The organism is Brachybacterium sp. EE-P12 (assembly GCF_003711805.1).
Classification (GTDB): Bacteria; Actinomycetota; Actinomycetes; order Actinomycetales; family Dermabacteraceae; genus Brachybacterium.
Genome location: NZ_QXCP01000001.1, coordinates 49,322 through 74,437 on the forward strand (window position 1 = coordinate 49,322; position 25,116 = coordinate 74,437).

A 25,116-nucleotide genomic window follows, 5' to 3' on the forward strand; every position below is an offset into this window, starting at 1 on the left:
CTCATGATCTCCTGGTGCTCCTCATCGCCCCGCCGGCGCTCGACGGGGAATGCAGGAATGCTACAACCCGCTCCCTGGATGCGGGAGCGGGCGGTGCAGGTCGTCTCAGAAGCTCGGTCCGGCCGGGCCCGAGGAGGAGTCCGGCACGTCGGTGTCCGACCCGCCGCGCAGCAGGCCCGCGATCTTCTCGCGGTGCAGGAAGCCGACGACGCCCGCGGCGATGAGCAGGCCGAGCACGGCCAGACCCACCAGGAGCAGCACGATCGTGACGCCGCTGAGGCCGGTGCGCTCGGCGGAGAAGGTCATCCACACGCCGTGGGAGTCCTTCACGGTGATCGCGTCCTCTCCGAGGGAGGCGCTGTCGGTCTGGTCGCCGGTCAGGGAGGTGGGGCGCAGCCCGTCGCCCTGGACGGTCCAGGTGCCGGGGCCGACGATCTTCTCCCCGATGTCGCCGCCCGGGCCCATCACGACCGTGACCGCGTAGGACTTCTTCCCGCTCTCGGCGACGTCGACCTGGGGCGCGCCGTCGGCGCCCTCGAGCCCGAGGGCCTGGAGCGCGCCGGGGAAGTCCTCGGAGGTCTTCGCCTCGGCGGTGCGGGTGTAGACGGCCGTGCCGTCCTCCTCGGAGCGCTCGGCGTCGCCGCCGAGGAACGCGAGGATCGCATCCTCGGTGACCACCTCTTCGTCGGCCACGGGGATCGACAGGGCCATCTCGAGGCTGCCGCCGCCCTCGCGGTTCACGGTGAGGTCGTAGTCGGCTCCGGTGAAGCCGTAGCTGCGGGTGATGGTCTGCGGCTCGGGGCCGCCCTCGAGGGAGATCTGCTCGGTGCCGCCCTCGGCCGCGGCCTGGGCGTCGCCCTGGAATCCGGCGGGCACCTCGAGGGACTGGCTGAGGGCGCCGTACTCGCCGCAGGCGACGGAGCACTCGATGTTGTCGACGACGTTGGTGTCGACGGAGAAGGGGTCCTCGGAGTCGGGCGCCGCCTCGACGGTGAAGACGCTGTCGCTCGTGGCGAGCGCCGCGTCGGTCCAGGTGCCCACCTGCTCGGCGGTCCCGGCGGGGAAGGCGAGGACCCAGGTGGTGCCGGCGTCCCCGGCGGGGGTGAGCTCGCCGCCCTCGGGGGTGGCCTCGGCGAAGAAGGCGTCGAACTCGTCCTTCGCGTCGAGATAGGTCTCGCGCGGCAGCTCGTAGGTGACGGTGCGGGTGTAGGAGTCCTCGGCGGGGTCCTCGACGCCCGCGGTGACCACGGAGACGCTCTCGAAGGAGGCGGTCGCCGCGTTGGTCCAGACGTCGGCCCCGTCGGCCTCGCCCCAGCCCTTCTCGAGCCCGTCCCCGTCGACCTCCACGGTGGTCTCGCCGGGATCGAGCGCGGAGTCGATGTCGCCCTCCTCGGCGTCGGCGATCTTCCCGTCGTCCACGAGCGCCTTGACGGCCCAGCGGGTGAGGTCCTTCTCGGAGAAGTTGCGGGTGAGGGTGTAGCCGGAGCTGAAGGGCGGGCTGGGCGGGGTGAAGGTGACCTCGGCGGTCTTGGTGAGCTCCCCGGCCTCGAGCGCCTTCTGGGCCTTGGCGGCGTAGTCCTTCGCGTCGGAGAACTCGAGGGTCATGGTGAAGACGGTGTCGGTGCCGTCCTTCTCGCTGCCCTCGTAGGTCAGCCCCGGGTTGTGCTCCTCGATCGCGGCCTCGACGGTCTTCGTGCCGCCGTCGATCTTGTCCATGTCGGTCTCGGAGATCGTCACGGCCAGGGTCTGCGTGCCGGAGCCGTCGGCCGCGATCTCGGTCGTGGAGCCCACCTTCCCGCAGGCCGAGAGGGCGAGCAGCGCCCCGAGCCCGGCGAGCAGCACGAGCAGCAGACGGGCGCGGGAGATCCCGGCGAGCGGACGGCGTGGTGACGCGACGGCGACAGAGTGCATGACCCCTCCTGAGCACTTCCGGCGGGGCCCCCGCCCCGTCGGTGACAGTTCGTCCGAGAATCCTAGCCGGGCTCAGGCCTCTCGTGGGCAGCTGTCCACGAGCTCCTCGGCCCGGCGGCGCAGGAACGCGGCGACGGCGCGCAGCTCGATCTCGTCGACCGCGTGGGCGAGGTGGGGTCGACGCTCCTCCTCGAGCGCGGTGTGGGCGGTGAGGAACTCCCGCACACGTGCCTCGGCGGCCTCGTCGTAGAGGGGGTCGGCGCCGCCGTGGCCCCACAGCACGGGCGGTCGACGGGCGGCGAGCGCCGCATCGCCCGGCAGGGCTCCCGGGGAGGGCCAGCCGGAGAGGTTCACGACGAAGTCCAGGCGGTTCGCGTCCCGGCGCAGGAGGTGCAGGGCGAGCAGGCCGCCCTGGGAGAAGCCGATCGCGCCCGCCACGGGCCGGTCCTGCGCCGCGATCCACGCCTCGACCGCCTCGGCCGCCGTCTCGGCCTCGACCGGGTGCGTGCGATCGGGCGGCATCGGGAACCAGGCATAGCCCTGCACGTAGCGGTGGGTGCCCCGCAGGGAGGCGTACTCGAAGACGGGCGGGAGGAAGGGGATGAGGCTCGCGAGGTCGCGCTCGTCGCTGCCGAGCCCGTGCAGGAGCAGCACGAGCGGGCGCGCCGCGTCGCCGCCGCGCACCACCGCGGTCTCGTCGAGGTGCGGGGAGATCAGCTCCACCGGGCCGTACTGGGGAGGTGTCGTCATGACCGCAGGCTACGGCCTCCGCCGGGGCGCTGGCGTGCGGGCAGGGAAGAACCCCCAGGTCGCGCGGTGCGCTGGTCGGAAGGACGAGGTCCGACCCCTGGGGGTCCCGGCAGCTCGGTGGGATTCGCTGCGCGTCCGGATGAACGGTCGCCTCAGCGGCGAGCCACCTCACATGTCCGATAAGAAATCACTTCTCGGATCACCTCCTTCCCTGTGTGCCTCCACCGTAGGGCCGGTCCCCCGCACGGGCAACGGATTATTCGGGGAGCGTGACGGGTCGGGGAGCGTGGCAGGATGGCTGCCGGCCACCGCCCCGTGCTCGACGAGGAGTTCCCCGTGCAGTCCGTGCTCACCGATTCCCTGGAGAAGGTCCTCGGGCAGGAGACGCCGCGGCCCGCGACGCCGCTCGACGGGGTCCACGTCTCCGGATTCCTCGACGAGCTGCTGTCGCTGCAGCTGGCGGTCCGTCTGGACGAGGGCGAGCAGGCCGGAGAGAAGCGGGTGCGCCTCAGCGGCTCCGCCGCCTCCCTCGCGCGGGTGCACGCGGTGCGTCGCGTGCCGGTCTCCCGTCCCGCGCCCGAGGACGCCGACGAGCACTATCTCGTCACCGCGCCGGGTGAGTACCCGGACCTGCTCGAGCCCCTCGACTCGGACACGGTGCTGCTGCGTCCCGGCCTCTGGGAGGCGCTGTGGATCGACGTGCGCGCCACCGAGGGGGCCGAGGCCGGGGACCTGGATCTCACGATCACCCTCGCCGGCGCCGGCGGTCACGTCCTCACCGAGCAGACCGCCCGGGTGCGGATCCACCCCCACCGCCTTCCGCCGCTGACGATCACGAACACCCACTGGTTCCATGCCGACAGCCTCTCGACCCACTACGAGGTGGAGGTCTTCTCCGAGGAGCACTGGGAGCTGATCCGCACCTTCCTCGCCTCCGCCCGCGAGATGGACGTGACCAGCGTGCTCACCCCCACCTGGACACCGCCGCTGGACACCGCCGAGGGGCGCACACGGCCGTTCGTGCAGCTGGTGGGGATCCGGGAGGACGGCGGCCGGTACGCGCCGGACTTCACGCAGCTGGACCGGTGGCTCGGGATCTGCCGCGAGCTGGGCTTCACCGGGATCGAGATCGCGCACCTGTTCACCCAGTGGGGCGCCCGGCACACCCCCGCGATCCAGGTGGCGACCGACGAGGGGCTCGAGCACCGCTTCGGCTGGCACGTCCCGGCCACGGATCCGGAGTACCGCCGGCTGCTGGAGACGCTGATCCCGGCGCTGCGCGCCCATCTGGAGGCGCACTGGGAGGGGCAGGTGCTCTGGCACATCTCCGACGAGCCCTCCGCCGAGCACCTCGAGGCCTACCGCGCCGCGAAGGCGCAGGTCGAGGACCTGCTGGAGGGCGCCGAGGTGGTCGATGCGCTCAGCTCGCTGGCCTTCGCCGAGCAGGGCGCGGTGGAGGTCCCGATCGTTGCGACGGACCACGTCGGCCCGTTCCTCGAGGCGGGCCGCCGGCCGTGGGTGTACTACTGCGTCTCGCAGAACCGGGAGGTCGCGAACCGCTTCATCGCCCTGCCCTCGGTGCGCAGCCGCGTGCTGGGGCGGCAGCTGTTCGCCTTCGACGCGCCGGGCTTCCTGCACTGGGGCTTCAACTTCTGGTGGACGCAGTTCGCGCTGCGCCCGGTGGATCCCTTCGAGGACACCTGCGCGGGCGGGCCGTTCTTCGGCGGGGACGCCTTCGCGGTCTACCCGGGGCCCGACGGCAGCGCCTGGCCCTCGCTGCGCCATCGCGTGCTCGCCGACGCCATGGCCGATCACCGTGCCCTGACCTGGCTGGCCCAGCTCACCGACCGGGCGCGTGCGCGGTCGCTGATCGACGAGGGCGGGACGCTGAGCTACGCGTCGTTCTCGTACGACGAGGTCGAGCACCTGCGCGCCCGGCGGGCGGTCGACGCGGAGATCCTCGCCGCTCTGGGCTGACCCGCCCGGCTCACTGCTCGGGCAGCTCCTCCTCGGGCAGCTCGGCGTCCATCCGGTCCTCGTCCCGGTTGCCCTGCTCGGCGGCGGTGGCGTCGTCCGTGCCGCGCTCCACGTCGCCGTCGAAGCCGTAGCCGTCGGCGTTGCGGGAATCGGGGCCCTCGGCGGCGACCCGATCGGTCTCCAGGGCGTCGTCGATGCTCACCTCGCCCGGCTCCTCGTCGGCACCGCGGTCGTACTCGTCCTCGCTGGTGGCGACGATCCGGTCGACCTCGGGGTCCTCGGCGGGGTCGTACGGCTCGGTCATGGCGTCCTCCTGGTCATGGGGTCCGATGTCGGTGCTCGGCGGCGGTGGGCGGTCAGCCGAGCGCGTCGATGATCGCCGCGTCGAAGGCGTCGAGGTCGTCGGGGGTGCGGGAGGTGATGAGGCGGAAGCCGCCGCGGTCGTCGACCACGACCTCGCGGTCGCTCCAGCGCGCGCCGGCGTTGACGAGGTCGGTGCGGATGGTGGGGACGGAGGTCAGGTCGCGGTCCGCGGCGAGGCCCGTCTCGACGAGCATCCAGGGTGCGTGGCAGATCGCGGCGACGACCTTGCCGTCCGCGGCGATCGCGCGCACGAGCTGCTGGGCGGTCTCGTCGGCCCGGAGGGTGTCGGCGTTCAGGGTCCCGCCGGGCAGGACCACCGCGTCGACGTCCGCCGGGCGGACGGCGTCGAGGGTGGTGTCGACGGGGACCTCGGCGCCGGGCTCGCGGTCGAGCTCGAGGGTCGTGACGGCTCCCGGGGAGGGGGCGGCGACGATCACGGCGGCGCCCGCCTCGCGCAGTGCGGCGATCGGTGTGCGGATCTCGCTGGTCTCTGTACCGAAATTGCTGGTCAGGACCAGGACCGTGCGTCCTTCGAGGGGGGAGGTCATGGGTGCTCCTTCCGTCGAGCGGATCGGGGTTCGACCGTAGCACCCGGGAGCGGGGGGAGCGGCGGGCGTCCCCGAGGGCCCCGCCGCTCCTCTCGGCTCACTCCTGCGGGGTGTCGGGCCGCGCCGGCGCCGCAGGGGGCGCGGCAGGAGCCGCGGGCGCAGTCTTCTCGCGCTCGAGCTTCGCGAGCTGACGCGCGGCGGCATCGCGGCCGCCGAGCCCGAAGGCGAGCACGGCCGCGGCGGCGGCGCCGATCACGAGGGCGCCGAAGGCCATCTCGATGATCGAGTCGGCCACGCCCATGGACTGCAGGCCCATCGCGGTGAACAGGATGATGATCGCCCAGCGCACCACCGTGGAGACGGTGCCGGAGAGGATCCGGCCGACGATCGTGGCGAGGAAGAAGCCCGCCGCGATGATCGCCCCGCCGAACAGCACATTGCCGCCCAGGGCGAGGATCTCGCTGAGGAACGAGGTGATCTGCGGGAAGCCGAGCACCTGGGCGCCCATCACGGCGAAGAACAGCACCACGGCGATCTCGACCACGCGCAGCACGGCCGGCACCACGGAGGAGCCCTGCGGGAGGATCTCCTGCTTGATCAGCCAGGAGTCCACGCCGGAGCTCTCCAGGAGCGGGCGGAACAGGCCGGAGACGAAGCGGGCGATGAGCACGCCGATGCCCACGAGCACGACGGCCGCGATGATGTTCGGGATCGCGGTGAACACGGCGGTGAGCATCGCGGCGGCCGGCTCGGAGATCGAGGCGATGCCGAGGATCTGCAGCGCCGCGATCGACACCACGATCATGATCAGCGCGAACACGACCTGCGCGAGGATCTCGGGCACCTTCGAGGGCTCGTTCGAGGACTGTCCGGAGGACTGCGGCGCGGCCGGGGCACCGGTCTGCTGCCCGGCAGGAGCGGTCTGCGCGGCGGGGCCGCCCGTGACGCCCCCTGTCGCGCGGTCCAGGCCGGACTGTGCGGTGCCCAGCAGCTTCCCGAAGTCGACGGTGTTCAGCGCGGTGCGGATCAGGGCGCGGACGATCTTCGCGATCGTCAGGCCGATGATGAAGACGAACGCGGCGCCGATGATGTTCGGGAGATATCCCAGGGCGCTCTCGAGCATCACCACGACGGGCGAGAGGACCTGGGAGAGCTGGAAGATGCCCAGCACGACGATCAGCCCCAGCAGCCACACGATCATCGAGGCGATCGCGCCGAGCGAGGTGCCGAGACCGGCGCCGTCGACGCCCGGCTTCTGCAGGGCGGGGATCTTCCGGGTGAGGCGGGCGACGGCTCCCTTGACCACTGCGGCCAGGATCGCGGTCACCACGAGAATGACGATGGCGGCGAGGACCTTGAGTCCCAGCTCCGCCCAGTTGACGCTCGACAGGAAGTCCACGAGGTCCTCCGATGCTCGGGGAAAGGGTCGAAGGCCGTGACCGGCCTTCGCCCCACCTTCCACTATGAGCTGCGTCACGTCCAGAGTCGCAGGTGAGCGGATTACCGAGCAGAAATGTTCAGGTCCCGCAGAACGTCAGGAAGTCCTCTCCGCCGTCCCCGGGCCCTTCGAGATGCGCCCGTTCCGGCCGGCGGACGAACGGCGCGCCGACGGCCTCGAGCATCTCGCCCGCGGGTCCGAGGTCACCCAGATGGGCGGCGCGCAGCGCGGCGTCGAGGTGGACGTTGCGCGGCACGTAGAGCGGGTTCGCGGGCGTCGCGCCGGCCGGGGCGGCGGGCGCGGCGCGCATCTCCTCCCGCCGCGCCGCCCAGCGCACGAACGGGTCCTGCTCGGCGAACAGCGGCTCCGCCCGGCCTTCGTCGAGCGCGCGGAAGAACCCGGTGTGGTCGATCCGCTGCTGCTCCAGCAGCGCGAACAGCTCCGTGCCCAGGCCCAGCACCTCCTCGCGCTCGCCGTCGATCCCGAGCTTCGCGGCGAGCCCGCGCGCGTAGGCGTCGAGGAAGCGCGTCTCGAAGGTCTCGAGCACCGCGGTGGCCCGCTCGACGGCGGCGTTCGGATCCTCGGGGTCGATGAGCGGCACGAGGGTCTCGGCGAAGCGGGAGAGGTTCCACAGGGCGATGCCGGGCTGGTTGCCGTAGGCGTAGCGTCCGCTGCGGTCGATCGAGCTGAACACGGCATCGCGCCGGTGCGCGTCCAGCACCGCGCAGGGGCCGTAGTCGATGCCCTCGCCGGAGATCGCCATGTTGTCGGTGTTCATCACGCCGTGCACGAAGCCGAGCAGCATCCACTGCGCGACGAGCTCCGCCTGCGCGCCCGCGACGGCGTCCAGCAGGCCCAGCGGCCCGTCGGCCGTGGGATGGTGCCGGGCGATCGCGTGCTCCACCAGGCGCTCGGTCGCCTCCGGTCCCAGGTGCCAGGCGGCGTACTCGAAGGTCCCCACGCGCAGGTGGCTCGCGGCGACGCGCACCAGCAGCGCGCCGGGCTCGTCCGTCACGCCCTGGCGCGGGGCGATCCGCTCCCCGGTGGTCAACACGGCGAGGGCGCGCGTGGTGGGGACGCCGCAGGCGTGCAGCCACCGTCCGATCACGGCCTCGCGCAGCATGGGCCCGAGCGGTGCCTTCCCGTCCCCGCCGCGGGCGAAGGGGGTGCGTCCGGAGCCCTTGAGGTGCAGGTCGACGCGTCGCCCGCAGGGGTCGACGAGGTCGCCGAGGAGCACGGCCCGCCCGTCGCCGAGCAGGGGGTTCGCGGTGCCGAACTGGTGGCCGGCGTAGGCCTGCGCGGTGGTGCCCTCGACCTGTCCGGTCAGCAGCGCGATCCCGTCCTCGCTGCGCAGCCATGCGGGGTCCAGGCCCAGCTCGCGGGCGAGCTCCTCGTCCAGCCACACGAGCTGCGGGTCCGGCGGCACGTCGGCGCGCCAGGGCACCGAGAGCTCGGGCAGGGCCTCGGCATAGGTCTGGTGGAGGGCGGGGGCGGGCGGCACGGAGCTCTCCATGTCCCCAGTCTCCCACCGGGCCGGCGGCGCCGTCCGGTCCGGGCCGGCGCGCTTGACTCGCCTCGCCCGGAGCGCGCAGACTTCTGATTGCGCAACCCCCTTACGAAATTCGTGGGGCGGCTCCGAGCGGGGGGATCACATGGCTGTGGAAGGCGTGACGCCGTCCGCTCTCCGGCGCGCGAACGCCCGGGACTGCCTGCTGGCCCTGCGCGAGGCGCCGGAGTCGCTGACCCTCGCCGAGCTCGCCGCCGCGACCGGCCTCTCGCGCCCCACCGTCGATGCGGTGCTGCAGGACCTGGCCGCCGCGGGCACCGTGGTCCCGGCGCCGCCGGCCCCCTCCGGCGGCGCCGGTCGCCCCGCCCGTCGCGTCGCCTTCGCCCCGTCGGCCGGGTGCGTGGCCGCCCTCGACATCGGCGCGCGCTCGGTGCGCTGCCTCGTCACCGACCTGGCCGGAACCGAGCTCGCGCGCAGCGAGGTGCCCCTGCCCGCCGGGGCGCCGCTGGACGCGCTCGTCGAGGCCATCACCAGCACGGGCCGCGACCCGGGCGCAGTGGGCATCGCCGCCCCCGGCATCGTCACTGCCGACGGGCGGATCGTGCAGAGCCTCGCCGCGCCCGCCCTCGTCGGCCTCGACCTCGCCGCCCGGCTCGCGCAGAGCCTGGGGAGCCCCGTGGTGGTCGACAACGACATCAAGCTCGCCGCCCTGGCCGAGCACCACCTCGGCGAGGACGCCGAGAGCATGCTCTTCGTGCAGCTCGGCCACCGCATCTCGGTCGCCGCGATCCTCGAGGGCCGGATCCTGCAGGGCGCGCACCGCCTCGCCGGCGAGCTCGGCTCCCAGCGCGGCATGCGCTGGACGCCGACCTCCGAGCGCGGTCGGCTGGTGTGGTCGACCGGTGCCGATGCCCGGCCGCTGCTCGAGCGCGCGTCCGACGGCGAGGAGGCGGCTCGCACGGAGATCGCGGAGTTCTGCGAGGAGATCGCGCCGCGCCTGGCCACCGTGCTGCTGACCCTCGACCCGGCCCGGGTGGTCGTCGGCGGCGGGCTCTCCCGGGCGGGCGAGACGCTGCTGGGCCCGCTGCGTCGTGCCGTCGGCCGACTGCTGATGACCGAGCAGACCCCCGAGCTCGTCGCGGCGCGCCTGACCACGGACGGCGCCCTCGCCGGCGCGCTCGGCGCCGCCTTCCGCCACGGCTCCGTCTCCCTCAACGGCGTCCCGGACGTCCCCGCCCCCTGGCCGCGCCTCGGCGCCTCCCTGACCTGACCCCTGCACAGAACGAAGGATCACCATGACCGCCGACATCGTCCTCGGCTTCAGCTCCTACAGCTTCCACTCCAAGCTCTCGACCGGCGAGATGACGCTCCCCCAGGTCATCGACTGGGTCGCGGCGAGCGAGGGCGAGCATCTCGAGCTCGCCTCCCTCGGCGACGACCCCGACTCGCCGATCCCCAACATCAACTCCCCGCAGCAGTACGTGGACCAGATCCGCGAACACGCCGCCGCGGCCGGAGTGCCGCTGACCAGCCTCGCCATCGGCGCAGACCTCTCCACCGGGGACCGCGCCGAGATCGCGCGGGTGACGGCGCACGTGGACCTCGCCGAACGGCTCGGCATCACCCGGATGCGCCACGACGTCGTCGGCCACGCGGGCGTCGAGGGCGATGACACGCCCCTGTTCGAGCAGGTCCTGCCGCACATCGTCGCCGGCGCCAAGGAGATCGCGCAGCACGCCGCGCCCAAGGGCATCACCACCAGCATCGAGAACCACGGCTTCTTCGTGCAGTCCGCGGACCGCGTGCGGCGCATCCTCCACGCGGTCGACGAGCCGAACTTCCGCACCACCCTCGACGTGGGCAACTTCGTCTGCGTCGACGAGACGCCCGAGGTGTCCGTCGCCCAGAACCTGCCCTACGCGATGGTCGTGCACCTCAAGGACTTCTACATCCGCCCGGCCGATGCCTCCCCCGGCGAGGGCTGGTTCCGCAGCCGCGGCGGCAAGCACCTGCGCGGCGCCGTCGTCGGAAACGGCGACATCGACCTGCGCGCCGTCGCCCGCGCGATCCGCGACTCCGACTTCCGCGGCTTCGCCGCGATCGAGTTCGAGGGCTGGGAGGACTGCCTGCTCGGCTGCGAGCGCAGCATCGCGAACGCCAAGGCCCTCTTCGCCTGACCCCGACCCCTCACCACAGAGAGTAGACCCCTTCATGACCACCTTCCGAGTCGGCGTCATCGGCGCCGGGAGCATCGCCCAGTCCCACCTCACGGCGTACTCGCAGAACCCCGACGTCGAGCTGATCGCCGTCGCCGACATGAACCTCGAGCGCGCCCGGCAGGTCGCCGAGCAGCACGGGGCGACGCGCGCCTACGCCGATCCGCACGAGCTGCTCGCCGATCCCGAGATCGACGGCGTCTCGATCTGCACCTGGAACGACTCCCACGCCGCCTGGGCGATCGCCGCGGTCGAGGCGGGCAAGCACGTGCTCGTCGAGAAGCCGATCGCGCGCACGCTGGCCGAGGCGGAGGAGCTGCAGCGGGTGGTGGAGGCGCACGATCGCGTCGTGCAGGTGGGCTTCGTGCGCCGCCACTCCCCGAACTGCCAGGTGCTGAAGTCCTTCATCGACGAGGGCGACCTGGGCGAGATCTACTACGCCAAGGCCTCGTGCCTGCGCCGTGCCGGGAACCCCGGGGGCTGGTTCGCGGACAAGGAGGTCTCCGGCGGCGGTCCCCTGCTGGACATCGGCATCCACGTGCTGGACCTGTGCTGGTACCTGATGGGCTCGCCGAAGGTCGTCTCCGTCAGCGGCAACACCTACGACCGTCTCGGCAGCCGCGGCAACATCACCACGATGCCCCGCTACAAGGCGGCGGACTACGACCCCGACCGCAACAGCGTCGAGGACCTCGCCAATGCGGTGATCCGCTTCGAGAACGGGGCGTCGCTGCTGCTGGACTGCTCCTACTCCCTGCATGCCACGAAGGACTCGATCGACGTGGCCGTGTACGGCGAGAAGGGCGGCGCGGAACTCGAGCCGTCCCTGCGGATCGCCACCGAGATGCACGACTCGGTGGTGAACATCGAGCCGCAGATCTCCTCGCGCACCTTCGAGTTCGGGGTCGGGTTCGCCAGCGAGATCCAGAACTTCGTCGACGCGTCGCTGGGCCGTGCGGAGACGATCGCCCCCGCCTGGCACGGCGTGGAGATCGTGCGGATCCTCGAGGCGATCTACGAGTCCGCCGAGGCCGGCCGGGAGGTCTCCCCGGGCTGACCCGCCGCCCGGCCCGTGAGCGCCGACGACGCGCCCGCCCCGGCGCCCGTTGACTTCCCGGGGCGGGCCCTGGAGGCTTCTGTGATCGGCCCGCGCACGGCGCGCCGACCGGGCAAGCAGGCAAGGAGGCCGCCATGTCCACGAACCGCGCGATCGCCTATCAGGGACCGGGGAAGGTCGACGTCGTCGACATCGACTACCCGGGCTTCGAGCTGAAGGACGGACCGGGGGTGAACCCGGCCAACGTGGGGCGGAAGCTGCCCCATGCGGCGATCCTCAAGGTCGTCACCACGAACATCTGCGGCTCGGACCAGCACATGGTCCGCGGCCGCACCACCGCGCCGGAAGGTCTCGTGCTCGGCCACGAGATCACCGGCGAGGTGGTCGAGACCGGCCCCGGGGTCGAGTTCATCGAGGAGGGCGACCTCGTGTCGGTGCCCTTCAACATCTCCTGCGGCCGCTGCGAGATGTGCAAGTCGCGCCGCACCGAGATCTGCCTGAACGTGAACCCGGACCGTCCCGGCAGCGCCTACGGCTATGTCGACATGGGCGGCTGGGTGGGCGGCCAGGCCGAGTACGTGGTCGTGCCCTATGCCGACTGGAACCTGCTGAGGTTCCCCGACAGGGACCAGGCCATGGAGAAGATCATGGACCTGACCATGCTCTCGGACATCTTCCCCACCGGCTTCCACGGCGCGATCACGGCCGGGGTCGGTCCCGGCAGGTCCGTGTACATCGCGGGCGCCGGGCCCGTCGGCACCGCCGCGGCCGTCGGGGCGCAGCTGCTCGGCGCCTCGGTCGTGATCGTGGCCGACATGAACGCGGACCGCCTGGCCAACGCCGCGAAGTTCGGCTGCGAGACGATCGACGTCTCGCAGGAGGACCCCCGCGAGGGCATCGCGAGGATCCTCGGCCGCGAGGAGGTCGACGCGGGCGTGGACGCCGTGGGCTTCGAGGCCCGCGGTCACGGCAAGGACGCGAAGGAGGCGCCGGCGACGGTGCTGAACACGCTCATGGACGTCACCCGCGCCGGCGGTGCCCTCGGCATCCCGGGCCTGTACGTCACCGGCGATCCGGGCGGCGTGGACGAGGCGGCGCAGGAGGGCTCGCTCTCGATGCGGCTCGGCCTCGGCTGGGCGAAGGCGCTGAGCTTCACCACCGGCCAGTGCCCGGTGATGAGGTACCACCGCCAGCTCATGGAGGCGATCCTGCACGACCGGGTGAAGATCGCCGAGGCCGTCAACGCGACCGCGATCTCGCTGGACGACGCACCGAAGGGCTACGCCGAGTTCGACTCCGGCGTCGCGAGGAAGTACGTCATCGACCCGCACGGCATGACCGGGGAGGTCCAGGCCGTCTGACGCGCAGCTCCTGCCGCTGACACGGGTGTGAGGTCCTCACGGGCCTCACACCCGTGTCAGGTCATGGGGAGTTCACCCGGAACCCGCCCGCATGTCGCCCAGGACACATAGGTTCGTGGGGTCCCTCCCCCTTCGCGAGCAGGATCCTCGATGCCCTCCGTGCCACCGCCGCCCGCCGCCGTCGCCCACCGGAGCCGCTGGCTCGCGCTCGTCGCGGCCCTCGCCCTCCTCCTCCCCGTCCTCCCGGCCCTCCAGCCCGCTCCCGCCGCGGCGGAGGTCACCGACGAGCAGCTCGCCGCCGGAGGAGTGCTGCGCGACTCGCAGGACCATCGCATCGCGCCGGGCCTGGACCTCACCACCTTCTCCCGCCTCGAGGAGGGCGGCTGGAAGGAGGGCGGCGTCCTCACCGCGGACCTGACCGAGCCCTCGCTGTCCGTCGACGTCACCGATGACGGCACGGTGACGGGCCGCGCCCCGCTGACCGACGTGATGCGCTCCGGCGAGCGCGGCGAGCGGGCCGTCGCCGCGGTCAACGGCACCTTCTTCGACATCGACCACTCCGACGCCCCGCTGCGCACCTCGATCAGCAGCGACGGCGTGCGGATGGGCACCTCGGAGGCCATGCCGGGCCTGACCCTCGCGGGCGGCCGCGCCGCGGTCCAGGCGCTCTCCGCCTCCGGCGAGCTGACCACGGCCGACGGCACCGTCCACGAGCTCGAGGGGATCAACAACCCCGCCCTGCCGGAGGACGGGATCGGGGTGTACACCCCGGCGTGGGGCGAGTACACGCTGGACCGCCCCGTCGGCGCGCCCGACGCGATGGCCGAGGAGGTCGCCCTCGCGACCCTCGTCGACGGCGAGGTCACCGAGGTCACGGAGGTGCAGGATGCCGCCGGGGATCCGCAGATCCCCGAGGACGGCCAGGTGCTGCTGGGTCGCGAGGACGGCGCGGAGCTGCTCGCGGGCCTCGAGGTGGGCGACGAGGTGGACGTCGAGATCGGCCCCGATCAGGACGTCGACCTCGGCATCGCCGGCAGCCACCAGATCCTCGAGGACGGCGTCGTGCCGGACATGGGCGAGGACTCCCTGGTCACGACCTCCCACCCGCGCACCGCAGTGGGCGTCAGCCGGGACGGCGGCGAGCTGTTCGTGCTGGTCCTCGACGGCCGCAGCACCGCCTCGACCGGGATGACGCTGCCCGAGCTCGGGCAGATCCTCGCGGACATGGGGGCGCACAACGCGATCAACCTCGACGGCGGCGGCTCCTCCGCCCTGGCCGCCCGCGCCGCGGGCGCCGAGAGCGAGGCGATCTGGAACACCCCCTCGGACGGTACGGTGCGTGAGGTGCCCAATGCGCTCGTGTTCTACTCCGACGCCCCCGCCGAGGAGCTCAGCGGGGTCGAGATCTCCACCGCCCTCGAGGACGAGGACGCGGTCTTCCCCGACCTGCACCGCAGCCTGCGGGCGACCGGCCTCGGCGCCGACCTCTCCCCGCTCCTGGTCGACGGCGCCTTCACCGCGGACGGGGCGGTGGAGCTCGAGGACTCCGATCCGACGGGCGCCGTCGTGCGCGGCACCGAGCCGGGCGGCGGCACCGTCACCTACAGCGCCGACGGCCATGAGGCGGTCCAGGAGCTGCGCGTGCTCGGCGATCCCGTCGGCCTGCAGCCCAGTGCCCGCTCCCTGAACCTCAGCGACACCGAGGACACCGCCGCCGTGACCCTCACCGGCTACGACGCCGACGGGCAGCGGGCGCGGCTCGAGACGCAGGACGTGGAGGTCTCCGTCGAGGGCGGCTTCGAGGTCGCCGACGACGGTCTGGGCGGCTGGAGCATCACCGCGACCGGGCAGACCCCGACCGGCACGCTCACCTTCCGCGCGGCGGGCCTGTCGACGACGGTCGCGCTCACCCACGGCACCGAGGTGCAGCAGGTCCTGGATCTCTCCGACCTCTCCGCCTTCGGCGACGACAGCGACCGGGCGACGGGCTCCTTCGAGGCGGCCGACGGGCCGGCCGGGGAGGACGGCACCCCCGCGTCCGCGGTGTGCATGACCTACGACTTCACCACCTCCTCCGCGACGCGCGGCTACTACCTGGTGCCCGAGGAGCCGGCCCCGATCGAGGGCTCCGCGCTCGCGGTCACGATGGACGTCCTCTCCGACGGCTCCGGCGCCTGGCCCCGCCTGCAGGTCCGCGACGGGGAGGGCACCGTGACGAACCTGGACGGGGAGCACCTGGACGGCGAGGGCTGGCAGCAGGTGCGCTTCACTGTGCCCGAGGGGCTGCCGCAGCCGCTGACCGTGGAGCGCCTGCGGATCATGGAGACCCGTCCCGAGGCGCAGTACACGGGCGACATCACGGTCGCGAACCTCCGCGCGGTGACGACCCCGTCGGCCGAGCTCCCGGAGGAGCCTCGGATCCACGACGCGGCGCTGCTGGGCCACGGCAGCGTCGCGGAGCGCCCGCAGCGGATCGCGGTGATGAGCGATGCCCAGTTCGTCGCCGCCTCGCCGGAGTCCGACGCGGTCGAAGGTGCGCGGCGCACCCTGCGCGAGATCCGTGAGGCGGCCCCGGACCTGCTGGTCATCAACGGCGACTTCGTCGACGAGGCCACCCCCGAGGACTTCGCCCTCGCGCAGCGGATCCTCGACGAGGAGTGGACGAGCGACATCCCGTACGTCTACGTGCCCGGCAACCACGAGGTGATGGGCGGGGACATCGGGAACTTCGAGGAGGCCTTCGGACCGACCTCGACCGAGCAGGACCTCGGCGGCACGAAGGTGATCACGATGGACAGCTCCTCCGGGAGCCTCGCCGGGGACGGGCTGGTTCAGCTGGAGGAGCTCGAGCGCCAGCTCGCGGAGGTCGCGGAGTCCGCGACTCTCACCGGTGCCGTCGTCGTCTTCCACCATCCGACGGCCGATCCGCTGCCCGATGCGCTCAGCCAGCTCTCCGATCAGCGGGAGGCCCGCGCTCTCGAGGCGCAGCTGGCCGAGTTCCGGCGCAGCTCGGGGAAGTCGGTCGCGCTGGTCGGCGGGCATGTGGGCGTGTTCCACGGCGGCGCGGTCGAGGGCGTGACCACGCTGGTGAACGGCAACTCGGGGAAGTCCCCGGCGGGGACCCCGGCCACCGGCGGCTTCACGGGCTGGACGATGCTGGGCCTCGATCCGGACGCGGGCGTGGTCGGCGAGCATCCCTCCACGCAGGACCGGGTGGACTGGCTCGCGGCGGAGACCCGGCCGTGGGTCGACGAGATCACGCTCGAGGGGCAGCAGCAGCTCGCCGTCGGCGAGGTCGGCGACGTCTCGGCGCACATCACGCAGGACGGCCGCGAGGTGCCGGTCGCCTGGCCTGTCACTGCGCAGTGGGGCGGGGCCGGCGTGCAGGTGGACACCGGCGGCCTCGACGCGGAGCGAGTCGATCCCCGCGCGGTGGTGCAGGTGGACCCTCGCACCGGGGAGATCACGGGACTGCGCCGCGGCGCCGCGACGGTGGAGGTCACGGTGAACGGAGAGACCGCCCGGCTCACGGTGCGCGTCGCCGGTGACGGCCGGTGAGCCGCCCCGGGCCGGCGGGGCCAGGGCGTGTCTCCCCTATCGTCGTGAGGCTCGCCCTAGGCTCCGAGGCATGACCGCAGCGCACGACCATCAGGACCCCCGCCGGATCACGGTCTTCACCGGATCGGCCCCCGGCGGCTCGCCCGTCTTCGCCGAGCGCACGGCGCAGCTCGCCCGCGCTCTCGCGGAACGGGGCATCGGTGTCGTGTACGGCGGCGGCAAGGTGGGTCTGATGGGAGTGCTGGCCGACGCCGCGCTCGCTGCGGGCGGCGCGGTCCACGGGGTGATGCCCCGCTCGCTCGTGGACGACGAGATCGCGCACGATGGCCTCACAGGCCTCGACGTCGTAGCGGACATGCACGAGCGCAAGCTTCGGATGGGCGAGCTCGCGGAGGCATTCGTCGCCCTCCCCGGCGGTGCGGGCACCCTGGAGGAGCTGTTCGAGGTCTGGACCTGGCAGCAGCTCGGCATCCACGCCAAGCCCGTCGCTCTCTTCGATGTGGACGGCTACTGGCGTCCGCTGCTGACGGCGCTCGAGGGCATGAGCGCGCACGGGTTCCTCTCCCCGCAGTTCCTCGCCTCGCTCGTGGTCGCCGACACCGCCGAGGACCTGCTGGCGAAGCTCTCGGCATGGACGCCGCCGCGCGCCAAATGGTCCTGACCTGTGCCGACGCGGTGCACCCTAGAACGGCGGGTCACCGATCGCGGCGATCGCGTCCGGGTCGGGCGGCAGGAGCCGGGTGCGGAGGTGGGGGTGCGCGATCGCCAACGCCTCCCGGCGCTGCTCGTCGACCCGTTCGCGACGGGGGCGCGCCCTCTCCGCCGCGGCGAGGCGCTCGGCGTCGGCGCGGGTGCGCTGGTGTATCCGCCATGCCGCCTCGAGGGCCTCGGCGGCCACGGGGGTGAGCAGGTCGGTGTGCTCGACGCTGCGGGTGCGGATCCCTCCCTCGACGGTCCACTCGGTGGTGACCGGGCCGGAAGCGGGGACCGGATCGCGGGTGGGGTCGAGGAGTCCGGCGGTCTTGAGCTGGTGGTGTCGCCAGCAGAGCCGGTGCAGGTTCGCGAGCGTGGTCTGCCCGCCTCCGCCGGGGTCGCGGTGGTCGTATTCGAGGATGTGGTCGTCCTCCGCGCCGAGCCGGGTGGGTCTCTCGCATCCGGGCGCCGCGCAGACGGGGTGGCGCAGCCGCAGCTGGAGCCTCTGCTGAGCGCTCGGGTGGTAGGTCTCGGCGGCCGCGTCGCAGGGGCTCCCGGTGATCGGATCGGTGAGGATCCTCAGCCAGATCGGCTCCCCGGCGGCGAGCTCCCGGGCGAGCTCGGCGGGGATCGGGGTGATCCCGTCGAGCATCGCGGGGGTGTTCTCCAGGCCCATCAGCGTCGTCACGGGCACGGTGACCAGGATCTTGTAAGGGCTGCGGGTCTCCTGGACGGGGTCGATGTCCATCACGGAGTGGGTGAGGATCGCGTAACGCAGGCTCGCGCGGGACATGGCCCGGCCCCGTGCGGCGAGGTCCCCGTCGATGTCGAAGGGCAGCGGCCCCTCCGCCCCGTCCCGGAGGGCGGCGCGCTGGGCCTTCTGCACCGTGCGCGCGGCGACGTCGAGCCGATGGGCGAGGGACTGGATCTCCGGGATGGGTCCGGTGACGTACAGCGACGCGGTCCCGGCCTTCGTGTCCAGCTCGACGAGCTCCACCGAGCGTGACGCGGTGGGCACGACGGGGACGGTGCCGGCGGTCGCGAGGCGCACTGCGAGGCGTACCTGGGCCTCGAAGGTGTCCTTCGAGACGGAGGGGATCTCCACTCCCGCCAGGTGCCGATCCACGGCCTCCTTCTGCTCGTCGTCGAGCCGGCGCACCTGGCGCAGCAGGTAGCGGTGGAAGTCCTCGGGGAGGTCGCCGGCGGAGAGGTGCACGAACGTCGCCGGCATCAGGTCCACCGACGTCCGCGCGTCCAGCACCATCGCCCAGGCACGCGCGGGGCTCGTGCGCAGCCCGACGGCGACCTTCAGCCCGGCCATGTCCGCATTCTCGGGGATCCCCTGCGTCTCGGGGTCCTCCCGGAAGAAGGTCGCCAGCTGGCGCAGCTGATGCGCATACAGGCGTGCCCGCGTCTTCATCGTGCGATGCAGGGCCAGGACCCGTGATGCCTCCACGGAGCCCGGCTCCACCTGCGAGAGCACGTACTCGTCGTCCAGCGGGCGCCGCGCTCGCACGCGCCATCGCGGACTGCGGGGAGGAGCGGAGGCGGGATCGGCTCCGGGCACGGCCCCGGGATCCGTGCCGAGGTCGGCGTCGGACTCGACAGGAAGCGAGGGCTGGTCGGATCCGTCGTCGAACTCACCCATCGTGCCCACCCTCCCTGGCCTCGGATACCGCGCGGCTCCGGCGCCGCTCGACGTTCTCCAAGAATACCCGTCACGCACCTCGGCAGAAAGGTCCGCGCCGCAATCGCATGAATTTGTGGATAACCCACCTCCGGGGAGGAGAGGTCACCTCGATCACCACGGCGAAGCACCCGGACAGAACCCCGCCGCTCCCGGGGAAGACAGCCTCCGAACCGTCACCTGAACGCGCATCACCCCTGTTCACAACGTCTTCGCCCCCGGTCGTCGGCTATTCTCGCGCGCGATGATGCGAGACGGACGCCGAGCCTCGCAGCCCCGGCGGATACCCCGACCCATCGCAATGCCGCGATGTCAATCGACCTCTCGAATATGTGGACAACGCGAAGTGGGGAGGAAACGTCAGGATTTATCTTCTCGCTTTTCCGGGCCGCGATGGGTGCCTCCTCGAGCGGATCAGCACCAGCTCCTCACGTCGTGCGCCGTTCCCCCGCGCCGGGATCTGCGCGCTGAATCCCTCCGCTCCCGTCCCACATCCTCCCGATGCACGCCCCACCCCCTGCAGCGCGTATGGTCATCCCATGACGGCACGCACCACGTACCTCCTGGTCGACGGCGAGAACATCGACGCGACCCTCGGCGTCTCGGTACTCGGACGGCGCCCCCACTCCGAGGAGCGCCCCCGCTGGAACAAGCTCCTCCAGCACGCCGAGGAGGCGTGGGACCAGCCTGTGAAGGGCCTGTTCTTCCTCGCGGTGAGCGACAGCCTCCCGATCGGCTTCGTGCAGGCCCTGATCGCGCTGGGCTACACGGCGATCCCGCTGCGCGGCGAGGGCAAGGTCGTGGACATCGCGATCCAGCGCACGGCCGAGGCGCTGCAGGAGCGCGAGTCGGACGTGATGCTGGTCAGCCACGACAAGGACTTCGTCCCCCAGATGGAGGGGCTCGCCGCGACCCCGGGACGGCGCACCGCGCTCGTCGGCTTCCGCGAGTTCATGGCCTCGGACCTGCAGCACATCCCCGGGATCGAGTTCCACGACCTCGAGTACGACGTCGGCGCGTTCACGAGCCCGCTGCCGCGCGTGCGGGTCATCGAGATCGACGAGTTCGACCCGCTGGAGTTCCTCTGAGCCGCTGCCGGCTCGCATCCATCCGCTGCGCCTGACGGCGGACGCCGCAGCATCGTCGCGTCATGACGGCTCTCGCCGACGCCCGTCTCGCCCCTCGAGGGCTCCGCCGGCACCGCCTCCGAGCCCTCGGGGCACGCCCTGGCCATCCACTCATCGTGGCCGATGACCCGACGCAGAGGGAGGGCCGCCAGAACGCGAAAAACCCCGGCTCACCTGGTGAGCCGGGGCAATCCCTGCGGTGCGCAAGGGGGGACTTGAACCCCCACGCTGTTGCCAGCACACGGACCTGAACCGTGCGCGTCTACCAATTCCGCCACTTGCGCGTATCTCCGGCACCGGGTCTCGAGGCGCCGAGGCCGAAGGTTCCCTCAGGTTACCCCCGCATCACCCTCGGCCCAAGTCGACAGCGGGCACAGTAACGAAGACCACTCCGAGCGCGGCCGACGGAGCGACGATCGACGGAGCGACGATCGACGGGTCCGTCGGCCGGGCCCGCCCGCATGTCGCGGGAGTCACCGCATCGAATCGGCCTCGTCGAAGGCGGCGTCGATGTCGCGGTGGTCTATGCGCCGGCGGCCCACCATCACGTAGAGCACGGTCGCGAGGAGGACGGCGGGGATCCCGACCAGCGCGGCGACCTGCATGCTCGGCCGCACGAACACGGTCGCGAAGACGGCGGCGAGACCGACGAGGCCCGCGCACGCGGTGACCACACCTCCGGGCATGCGGAAGCTGCCGCCCCGCTCGCCGCGACGTCGGAAGGCGATGTAGGTGGCGAGGATCAGCGCCCACACCATGATCACGGCGAAGACCACGAGGCTCATCATGTAGCCGAACACGCCGCCCACGCCGCTGAAGGCCAGCAGCGCCGCGCCGATCAGCCCGATGGAGCTCAGCGCGATGCCGACGGCGGGGACGCGGCGGCCCGTCAGGTGCGCGGCGAAGCGCGGGGCGAGCCCGTCGGAGGCGAGGGAGTGCAGGATGCGGCTGCCCGCGTAGAGGTTCGCGTTCGCGGCCGACAGCGCCGCGATCAGCACCAGCAGGTTCGTGATGTGGGCGGCGCCGGGGATGCCGATCCGGTCGAAGACCATCACGAAGGGCGAGGTGGCGACGTCCTCGCGGGTGCCGGCCGCCTGCTGCCACGGCACCAGACACACCACTATCCCGATGCACAGCACGTAGAAGAAGGCCAGGCGCACGATCGTGGTGCGGGCTGCGGTGCGGATGGAGCGGGCGGGATCCCTCGCCTCGGCCGCGGTGATCGAGAGCAGCTCGATCCCGCCGAAGGAGAACATCACCACCGACAGGGCGAGCCACACCGAGGTCCAGCCCATCGGGGCGAAGCCCCCGTCGGCCGTGAGCTCTGTGAAGCCGGGCGCGGGCTGGCCGGGCATGCCGAAGAGGACCAGCACCGCGCCGATCAGGATGAACACGAACACGGCGATCACCTTGATCGAGGACAGGAAGAACTCGATCACGCCGAAGGAGCCGACGCTGGCGAGGTTGATCGCGATGATCAGCGCGGCGAACAGCAGGATCCCGGCCCAGATCGGCACGCCAGGCAGCCAGTAGGCGAGATAGGCGGCGCAGGCAACGAGCTCAGCGCCTGTCACGCACACGGTGACGATCCAGTACAGCCAGCGGCTGAGATATCCCCAGAACGGGGAGAGGAAGCGTGCCGCGAGGGTGCCGAAGCCGCCGCGCACGGGGTGGCGGGAGGCCATCTCGCCCATCGCGAGGGCGATGGTCGCGGCGATCGCGGCGCCGAGGGCGAAGGAGATGATCACGGCGGGGCCGGCGATGCCGATCGCCTCGCCGGAGCCGAGGAAGAGGCCGGTTCCCAGCGCGGAGCCCATGGCGATCATCGCCATCTGGCCGTGGCCCAGGGAGCGGGCGAGATGCCCGCCGGTGCGCTGGTCGGTGGAGGGGGTCGAGGTGGTCACCCGACGAGGGTATCGGGGAGGTGCCGGGTGTGGCCCGCAAGTCCCCGTGGCGCTCTCATCGGCTGCCCGCGGCCGACGGGTCAGCCCTCGGCGTCGAGGTCGTCCCGCACGGTCCCCTCCAGGCCGATCAGCAGCAGGATCCCGGCCAGCACCAGGAGGAGCAGACCGAGGTCGCCGGCCTCCGGATGCAGGGCGAGGCCGAAGCCGGCGGAGAGCAGCAGCACGGCGAGGCCGACCAGCAGCATCGAGGACGGGCCGCGCGAGCGGGGCTCGCGCGGGGGGCGGTCCGGGGGTCGGGTGGGCTTCTGGAGCGTCGTCATGTCACGACTCTGCCGGAACCGTTGGCCGGGCACATCCTGCGATCGGAGGAGCCGACGGGGGGATGGTCGGGCACAGGGGCGACGATGGTCGTGGGGGCGAGCCCCCGGCCGACGGACGCGCGACGAGGCGGAGCGGCGGCTCAGCCGCGGCCCTCGCGATATCGGTCGATCGCGTCCTTGGCCTCCTTGAGCCCGGCCCCGGTGTGCTCGCGATAGACCTTGATGGCCTCGATGACCTCGCCCTCGGCGACCAGGCGCGCGCACGGCTCGGGGATCATCGCCCCGGCCCTGCCCCGCAGCTGCGAGAGCTCGGCCTCGTCCACGCCGGCCCGGTCGGCGAGCACCTGGACCAGTGCCTCGAGGTGGCGGTTCCTCTCCCGGAGGTGATCGATCTGCTTCTGCAGCTGCGCCGCGCGTCCGAACATGCGCCCGACCCTATCGGGCCCGCACAGCGCAGCACCCCGCCCACCATGCGGTGGACGGGGTGCTGCGAGGCTCGCTGGCCCGCCGGTGTCAGATTCTGAACCGCTTCCGCGCCGGAAGTGGTTCAGAATCGCTCAATCCCGCGGGTGGCGTCGGCGGTCGAGCGCTATCAGGCCTTGACGGAGCCCTTGGCGGCGACGACCTGGACGACGAGGTTCGCGAAGATCTCGTCGTGCAGGCGCACGGTCGCCTTGTGCTCGCCGAGCGCCCGGATCGGGGCCGGGAACTCGACGGTGCGGCGGTCGATGTCCTTGTCGAACATCGCCTTGACGCCCTCGGCGACCTCCTTGGAGGAGACCGCGCCGAAGAGGCGGCCGTTCTGGCCGGCGCGCTCCGCGATGACGACGGGCTTCGACTCGAGCGCGGCCTTCAGCGACTGCGCCTCCTCGATGTTCGCGATGGCGCGCTTGCCGCGGGCCGCACGGATCTGGTCGAGCTGACGCTGACCGCCCTTGGTCCACGGGGTCGCGAGACCGCGGGGCAGGAGGAAGTTGCGGGCGTAGCCGTCCTTGACCTCGACGACGTCGCCGGCGGCACCGAGGCCGGTGACCTCGTGGGTGAGGATGAGCTTGCTGGTCATGTGCTTCCCTTCCTCGCTCAGCGACCGGAGGTCGAGTACGGCAGCAGGGCGATCTCGCGGGCGTTCTTCACGGCCTTCGCGATCTTGCGCTGCTCCTGGACGGAGACGCCGGTGACCCGACGGGCGCGGATCTTTCCGCGGTCGGAGATGAACTTGCGCAGCAGCGCGGCGTCCTTGTAGTCGACGGTCTCGAGACCGGCGGCCTTCAGCGGGTTCTGCTTCTTCTTCGGCTTGCGAAGAACAGGCTTGGCCATCGTGGTGCTCCTTCTTTCTGAGGGGAGCCCGGGCGTGGACCCGGGATGGGGTTGTTCTATGGGGTTCTCTGTGCGGGGTGCCGGGATCCGGCGCGCCGATCAGAAGGGCGGGTCGTCGTACCCGCCCTGGTTGCCGCCGCCGGCCCACGGGTCGGCGGAGGGAGCGCCCTGGGGCGCGTTGTAGCCGCCCTGACCGCCCTGGTTGCCGTATCCGCCCTGGCCGCCGAAGCCGCCCTGGCCGCCGCCCTGCGGGGCGCCGCCGCCGAAGCCGCCTCGCCCGCCGCCGCGCTGGACCTTGGTGGCCTTCGCGGTCGCGTAGCGCAGGGAGGGGCCGATCTCGTCGACGTCCAGCTCGATGCTGGTGCGGTTGTTGCCCTCCCGGTCGGTGAAGGAGCGCTGCTTGAGGCGGCCCTGCGCGACGACGCGGGTGCCCTTCTCGAGCGACTCGGCCACGTTCTCCGCGGCGTCGCGCCAGATGGAGCAGCGCAGGAACAGCGCCTCGCCGTCCTTCCACTCGTTCGCCTGACGGTCGAAGGTGCGGGGGGTCGACGCGATGGTGAACGACGCGACCGCGACGCCGGACTGCGTGAAGCGCAGCTCGGGGTCCGCGGTGAGGTTGCCGATCACCGTGATGACGGTGTCATTCGCCATGGGTGCTCCTCTGCTCCGGGGGTTCTGGGGATCGTGCGGGGATCAGTCAGGGACGACGGATCACTCGGCGTCGAGGCGCATGAGCTTGGTGCGCATGACGGACTCGTTGAGCCCGAGCTGGCGGTCGAGCTCCTGCGCGGTGGAGGCCTTCGCGGTGAACTGCAGGACGATGTAGATGCCCTCGGACTTCTTGTCGATCTCGTAGGCGAACTTCCGCTTGCCCCAGACGTCGACGTTGTCGATGGTGCCGCCCTCGGTCGGGATGACCTGGACGAGCTTCTCGAAGGTCCCGCTGACGGTCCGCTCATCGACGGACGGGTCGAGGATCACGACCATTTCGTACTTGCGCATGTTCTGGTACCCACCTCCTGTGGTCTCTGCGGCCACGGTCTCTCCGTGGCAGGAGGGTTCATGCCGCCCGCGCGGGCATCGGCGATGCACGTCACGGACCGGCACAGCCTACCCGGCGCCCCGAGCGGGAGCCAGGGGCGGTCCCGACGCTGCGCCAGGTATCACAGGCGCTGTGCTCAGTCCTTCTTCCCCATCGCCCTCCGGGCGCGGGCGTACCAGCCGCCGGTGGCGCGGCGGCCGCCCCTGCCGAAGCCGCCCAGGGCGCCGGCGGTGCGGCCCTGCAGCCGGGCCCCGCAGCGGCCGCAGAGCCTGCGACCGGTCACCGAGACGTACGGCTCGCCGCGGATCTTCCGCTTGCACTGTTCGCATCGCATGCCCGC

23 protein-coding genes and 1 tRNA gene are annotated in these 25,116 nt (G+C 72.2%); 8 read left to right on the forward strand and 16 right to left on the reverse strand.

What is annotated here, in order from left to right:
- Positions 1-105: 105 nt before the first annotated feature.
- Both D1648_RS00255 and D1648_RS00260 read right to left on the reverse strand, forming a co-directional pair.
- The gene (locus tag D1648_RS00255; RefSeq protein WP_122938809.1) at positions 106-1,911 is read right to left on the reverse strand and encodes a hypothetical protein; all 1,806 of its coding nucleotides are present in this window, start codon (positions 1,909-1,911) and stop codon (positions 106-108) included.
- 72 nt (positions 1,912-1,983) lie between these two features.
- Complete coding sequence (locus D1648_RS00260; RefSeq protein ID WP_122938810.1) at positions 1,984-2,661, reverse strand: alpha/beta hydrolase; 678 nt, start codon at positions 2,659-2,661, stop codon at positions 1,984-1,986.
- A gap of 294 nt (positions 2,662-2,955) precedes the next feature.
- Between D1648_RS00260 and D1648_RS00265 the strand changes: the two genes are divergently transcribed.
- A complete protein-coding gene (locus tag D1648_RS00265) occupies positions 2,956-4,638 on the forward strand; it encodes a DUF4091 domain-containing protein (protein WP_241155289.1) in 1,683 nt (560 codons plus the stop codon).
- Between the two features lie 10 nt (positions 4,639-4,648).
- On the opposite strand, the gene D1648_RS00270 is transcribed toward D1648_RS00265, so the two are convergent.
- The 4 genes from D1648_RS00270 to D1648_RS00285 all read right to left on the reverse strand — a co-directional run bounded on the left by D1648_RS00270 (position 4,649) and on the right by D1648_RS00285 (position 8,500).
- Positions 4,649-4,942, reverse strand: a complete 294-nt coding sequence (locus D1648_RS00270) for a hypothetical protein (protein WP_164518519.1) — start codon at positions 4,940-4,942, stop codon at positions 4,649-4,651.
- A gap of 52 nt (positions 4,943-4,994) precedes the next feature.
- Positions 4,995-5,549 carry a type 1 glutamine amidotransferase domain-containing protein gene (locus D1648_RS00275; RefSeq protein WP_122938811.1) on the reverse strand — a complete coding sequence of 185 codons (555 nt, stop codon included), beginning with the start codon at positions 5,547-5,549 and terminating at the stop codon, positions 4,995-4,997.
- 97 nt (positions 5,550-5,646) lie between these two features.
- Positions 5,647-6,948 carry a mechanosensitive ion channel gene (locus D1648_RS00280; RefSeq protein ID WP_122938812.1) on the reverse strand — a complete coding sequence of 434 codons (1,302 nt, stop codon included), beginning with the start codon at positions 6,946-6,948 and terminating at the stop codon, positions 5,647-5,649.
- A 118-nt stretch (positions 6,949-7,066) separates the two neighbouring features.
- Positions 7,067-8,500 carry a YdiU family protein gene (locus D1648_RS00285; RefSeq protein WP_122938813.1) on the reverse strand — a complete coding sequence of 478 codons (1,434 nt, stop codon included), beginning with the start codon at positions 8,498-8,500 and terminating at the stop codon, positions 7,067-7,069.
- Positions 8,501-8,639: 139 nt separating this feature from the next.
- Between D1648_RS00285 and D1648_RS00290 the strand changes: the two genes are divergently transcribed.
- The 6 genes from D1648_RS00290 (at position 8,640) to D1648_RS00315 (ending at position 17,347) form a co-directional block, all read left to right on the forward strand.
- Positions 8,640-9,764 (forward strand): ROK family transcriptional regulator, encoded by a 1,125-nt coding sequence (locus tag D1648_RS00290; RefSeq protein WP_122938814.1) that lies wholly within the window; start codon positions 8,640-8,642, stop codon positions 9,762-9,764.
- 25 nt (positions 9,765-9,789) lie between these two features.
- The gene (locus D1648_RS00295) at positions 9,790-10,671 is read left to right on the forward strand and encodes a sugar phosphate isomerase/epimerase (RefSeq protein WP_122938815.1); all 882 of its coding nucleotides are present in this window, start codon (positions 9,790-9,792) and stop codon (positions 10,669-10,671) included.
- Positions 10,672-10,705: 34 nt separating this feature from the next.
- Complete coding sequence (locus tag D1648_RS00300) at positions 10,706-11,767, forward strand: Gfo/Idh/MocA family protein (RefSeq protein WP_122938816.1); 1,062 nt, start codon at positions 10,706-10,708, stop codon at positions 11,765-11,767.
- Between the two features lie 134 nt (positions 11,768-11,901).
- Positions 11,902-13,128: a formaldehyde dehydrogenase, glutathione-independent gene (fdhA, locus tag D1648_RS00305; RefSeq protein ID WP_122938817.1), complete on the forward strand. Its 1,227-nt coding sequence runs from the start codon at positions 11,902-11,904 to the stop codon at positions 13,126-13,128.
- Positions 13,129-13,278: 150 nt separating this feature from the next.
- On the forward strand, positions 13,279-16,686 hold the full coding sequence (locus D1648_RS00310; protein WP_122938818.1) for a phosphodiester glycosidase family protein: 3,408 nt from the start codon (positions 13,279-13,281) through the stop codon (positions 16,684-16,686).
- A 70-nt stretch (positions 16,687-16,756) separates the two neighbouring features.
- Positions 16,757-17,347, forward strand: a complete 591-nt coding sequence (locus D1648_RS00315) for a TIGR00730 family Rossman fold protein (protein ID WP_122938819.1) — start codon at positions 16,757-16,759, stop codon at positions 17,345-17,347.
- Between the two features lie 21 nt (positions 17,348-17,368).
- Here D1648_RS00315 and D1648_RS00320 read toward each other — a convergent pair whose 3' ends face one another.
- The gene (locus tag D1648_RS00320; RefSeq protein WP_122938820.1) at positions 17,369-19,027 is read right to left on the reverse strand and encodes an HNH endonuclease signature motif containing protein; all 1,659 of its coding nucleotides are present in this window, start codon (positions 19,025-19,027) and stop codon (positions 17,369-17,371) included.
- 578 nt (positions 19,028-19,605) lie between these two features.
- Here D1648_RS00320 and D1648_RS00325 point away from each other — a divergent pair.
- A complete protein-coding gene (locus tag D1648_RS00325) occupies positions 19,606-20,154 on the forward strand; it encodes an NYN domain-containing protein (protein WP_122938821.1) in 549 nt (182 codons plus the stop codon).
- A gap of 239 nt (positions 20,155-20,393) precedes the next feature.
- On the opposite strand, the gene D1648_RS00330 is transcribed toward D1648_RS00325, so the two are convergent.
- From D1648_RS00330 to D1648_RS00370, 9 genes are all read right to left on the reverse strand, one after another.
- A tRNA-Leu gene (locus tag D1648_RS00330) sits at positions 20,394-20,477 on the reverse strand.
- A gap of 189 nt (positions 20,478-20,666) precedes the next feature.
- Complete coding sequence (locus tag D1648_RS00335) at positions 20,667-22,097, reverse strand: amino acid permease (protein WP_122938822.1); 1,431 nt, start codon at positions 22,095-22,097, stop codon at positions 20,667-20,669.
- Between the two features lie 80 nt (positions 22,098-22,177).
- A complete protein-coding gene (locus tag D1648_RS00340) occupies positions 22,178-22,417 on the reverse strand; it encodes a hypothetical protein (protein WP_122938823.1) in 240 nt (79 codons plus the stop codon).
- Positions 22,418-22,557: 140 nt separating this feature from the next.
- Positions 22,558-22,842 (reverse strand): hypothetical protein, encoded by a 285-nt coding sequence (locus tag D1648_RS00345; protein ID WP_122938824.1) that lies wholly within the window; start codon positions 22,840-22,842, stop codon positions 22,558-22,560.
- 167 nt (positions 22,843-23,009) lie between these two features.
- Entirely contained in the window at positions 23,010-23,480 is a 471-nt protein-coding gene (rplI, locus tag D1648_RS00350; RefSeq protein ID WP_122938825.1) for a 50S ribosomal protein L9, read from the reverse strand.
- Between the two features lie 17 nt (positions 23,481-23,497).
- Positions 23,498-23,734 carry a 30S ribosomal protein S18 gene (gene rpsR, locus D1648_RS00355; RefSeq protein ID WP_010533203.1) on the reverse strand — a complete coding sequence of 79 codons (237 nt, stop codon included), beginning with the start codon at positions 23,732-23,734 and terminating at the stop codon, positions 23,498-23,500.
- A gap of 99 nt (positions 23,735-23,833) precedes the next feature.
- The gene (locus tag D1648_RS00360) at positions 23,834-24,385 is read right to left on the reverse strand and encodes a single-stranded DNA-binding protein (protein WP_122938826.1); all 552 of its coding nucleotides are present in this window, start codon (positions 24,383-24,385) and stop codon (positions 23,834-23,836) included.
- Between the two features lie 60 nt (positions 24,386-24,445).
- Positions 24,446-24,736, reverse strand: coding sequence for a 30S ribosomal protein S6 (rpsF, locus tag D1648_RS00365; RefSeq protein ID WP_122938827.1), 291 nt, complete (start codon positions 24,734-24,736; stop codon positions 24,446-24,448).
- Between the two features lie 176 nt (positions 24,737-24,912).
- Positions 24,913-25,110 carry a hypothetical protein gene (locus D1648_RS00370; RefSeq protein WP_122938828.1) on the reverse strand — a complete coding sequence of 66 codons (198 nt, stop codon included), beginning with the start codon at positions 25,108-25,110 and terminating at the stop codon, positions 24,913-24,915.
- Positions 25,111-25,116: the final 6 nt, after the last annotated feature.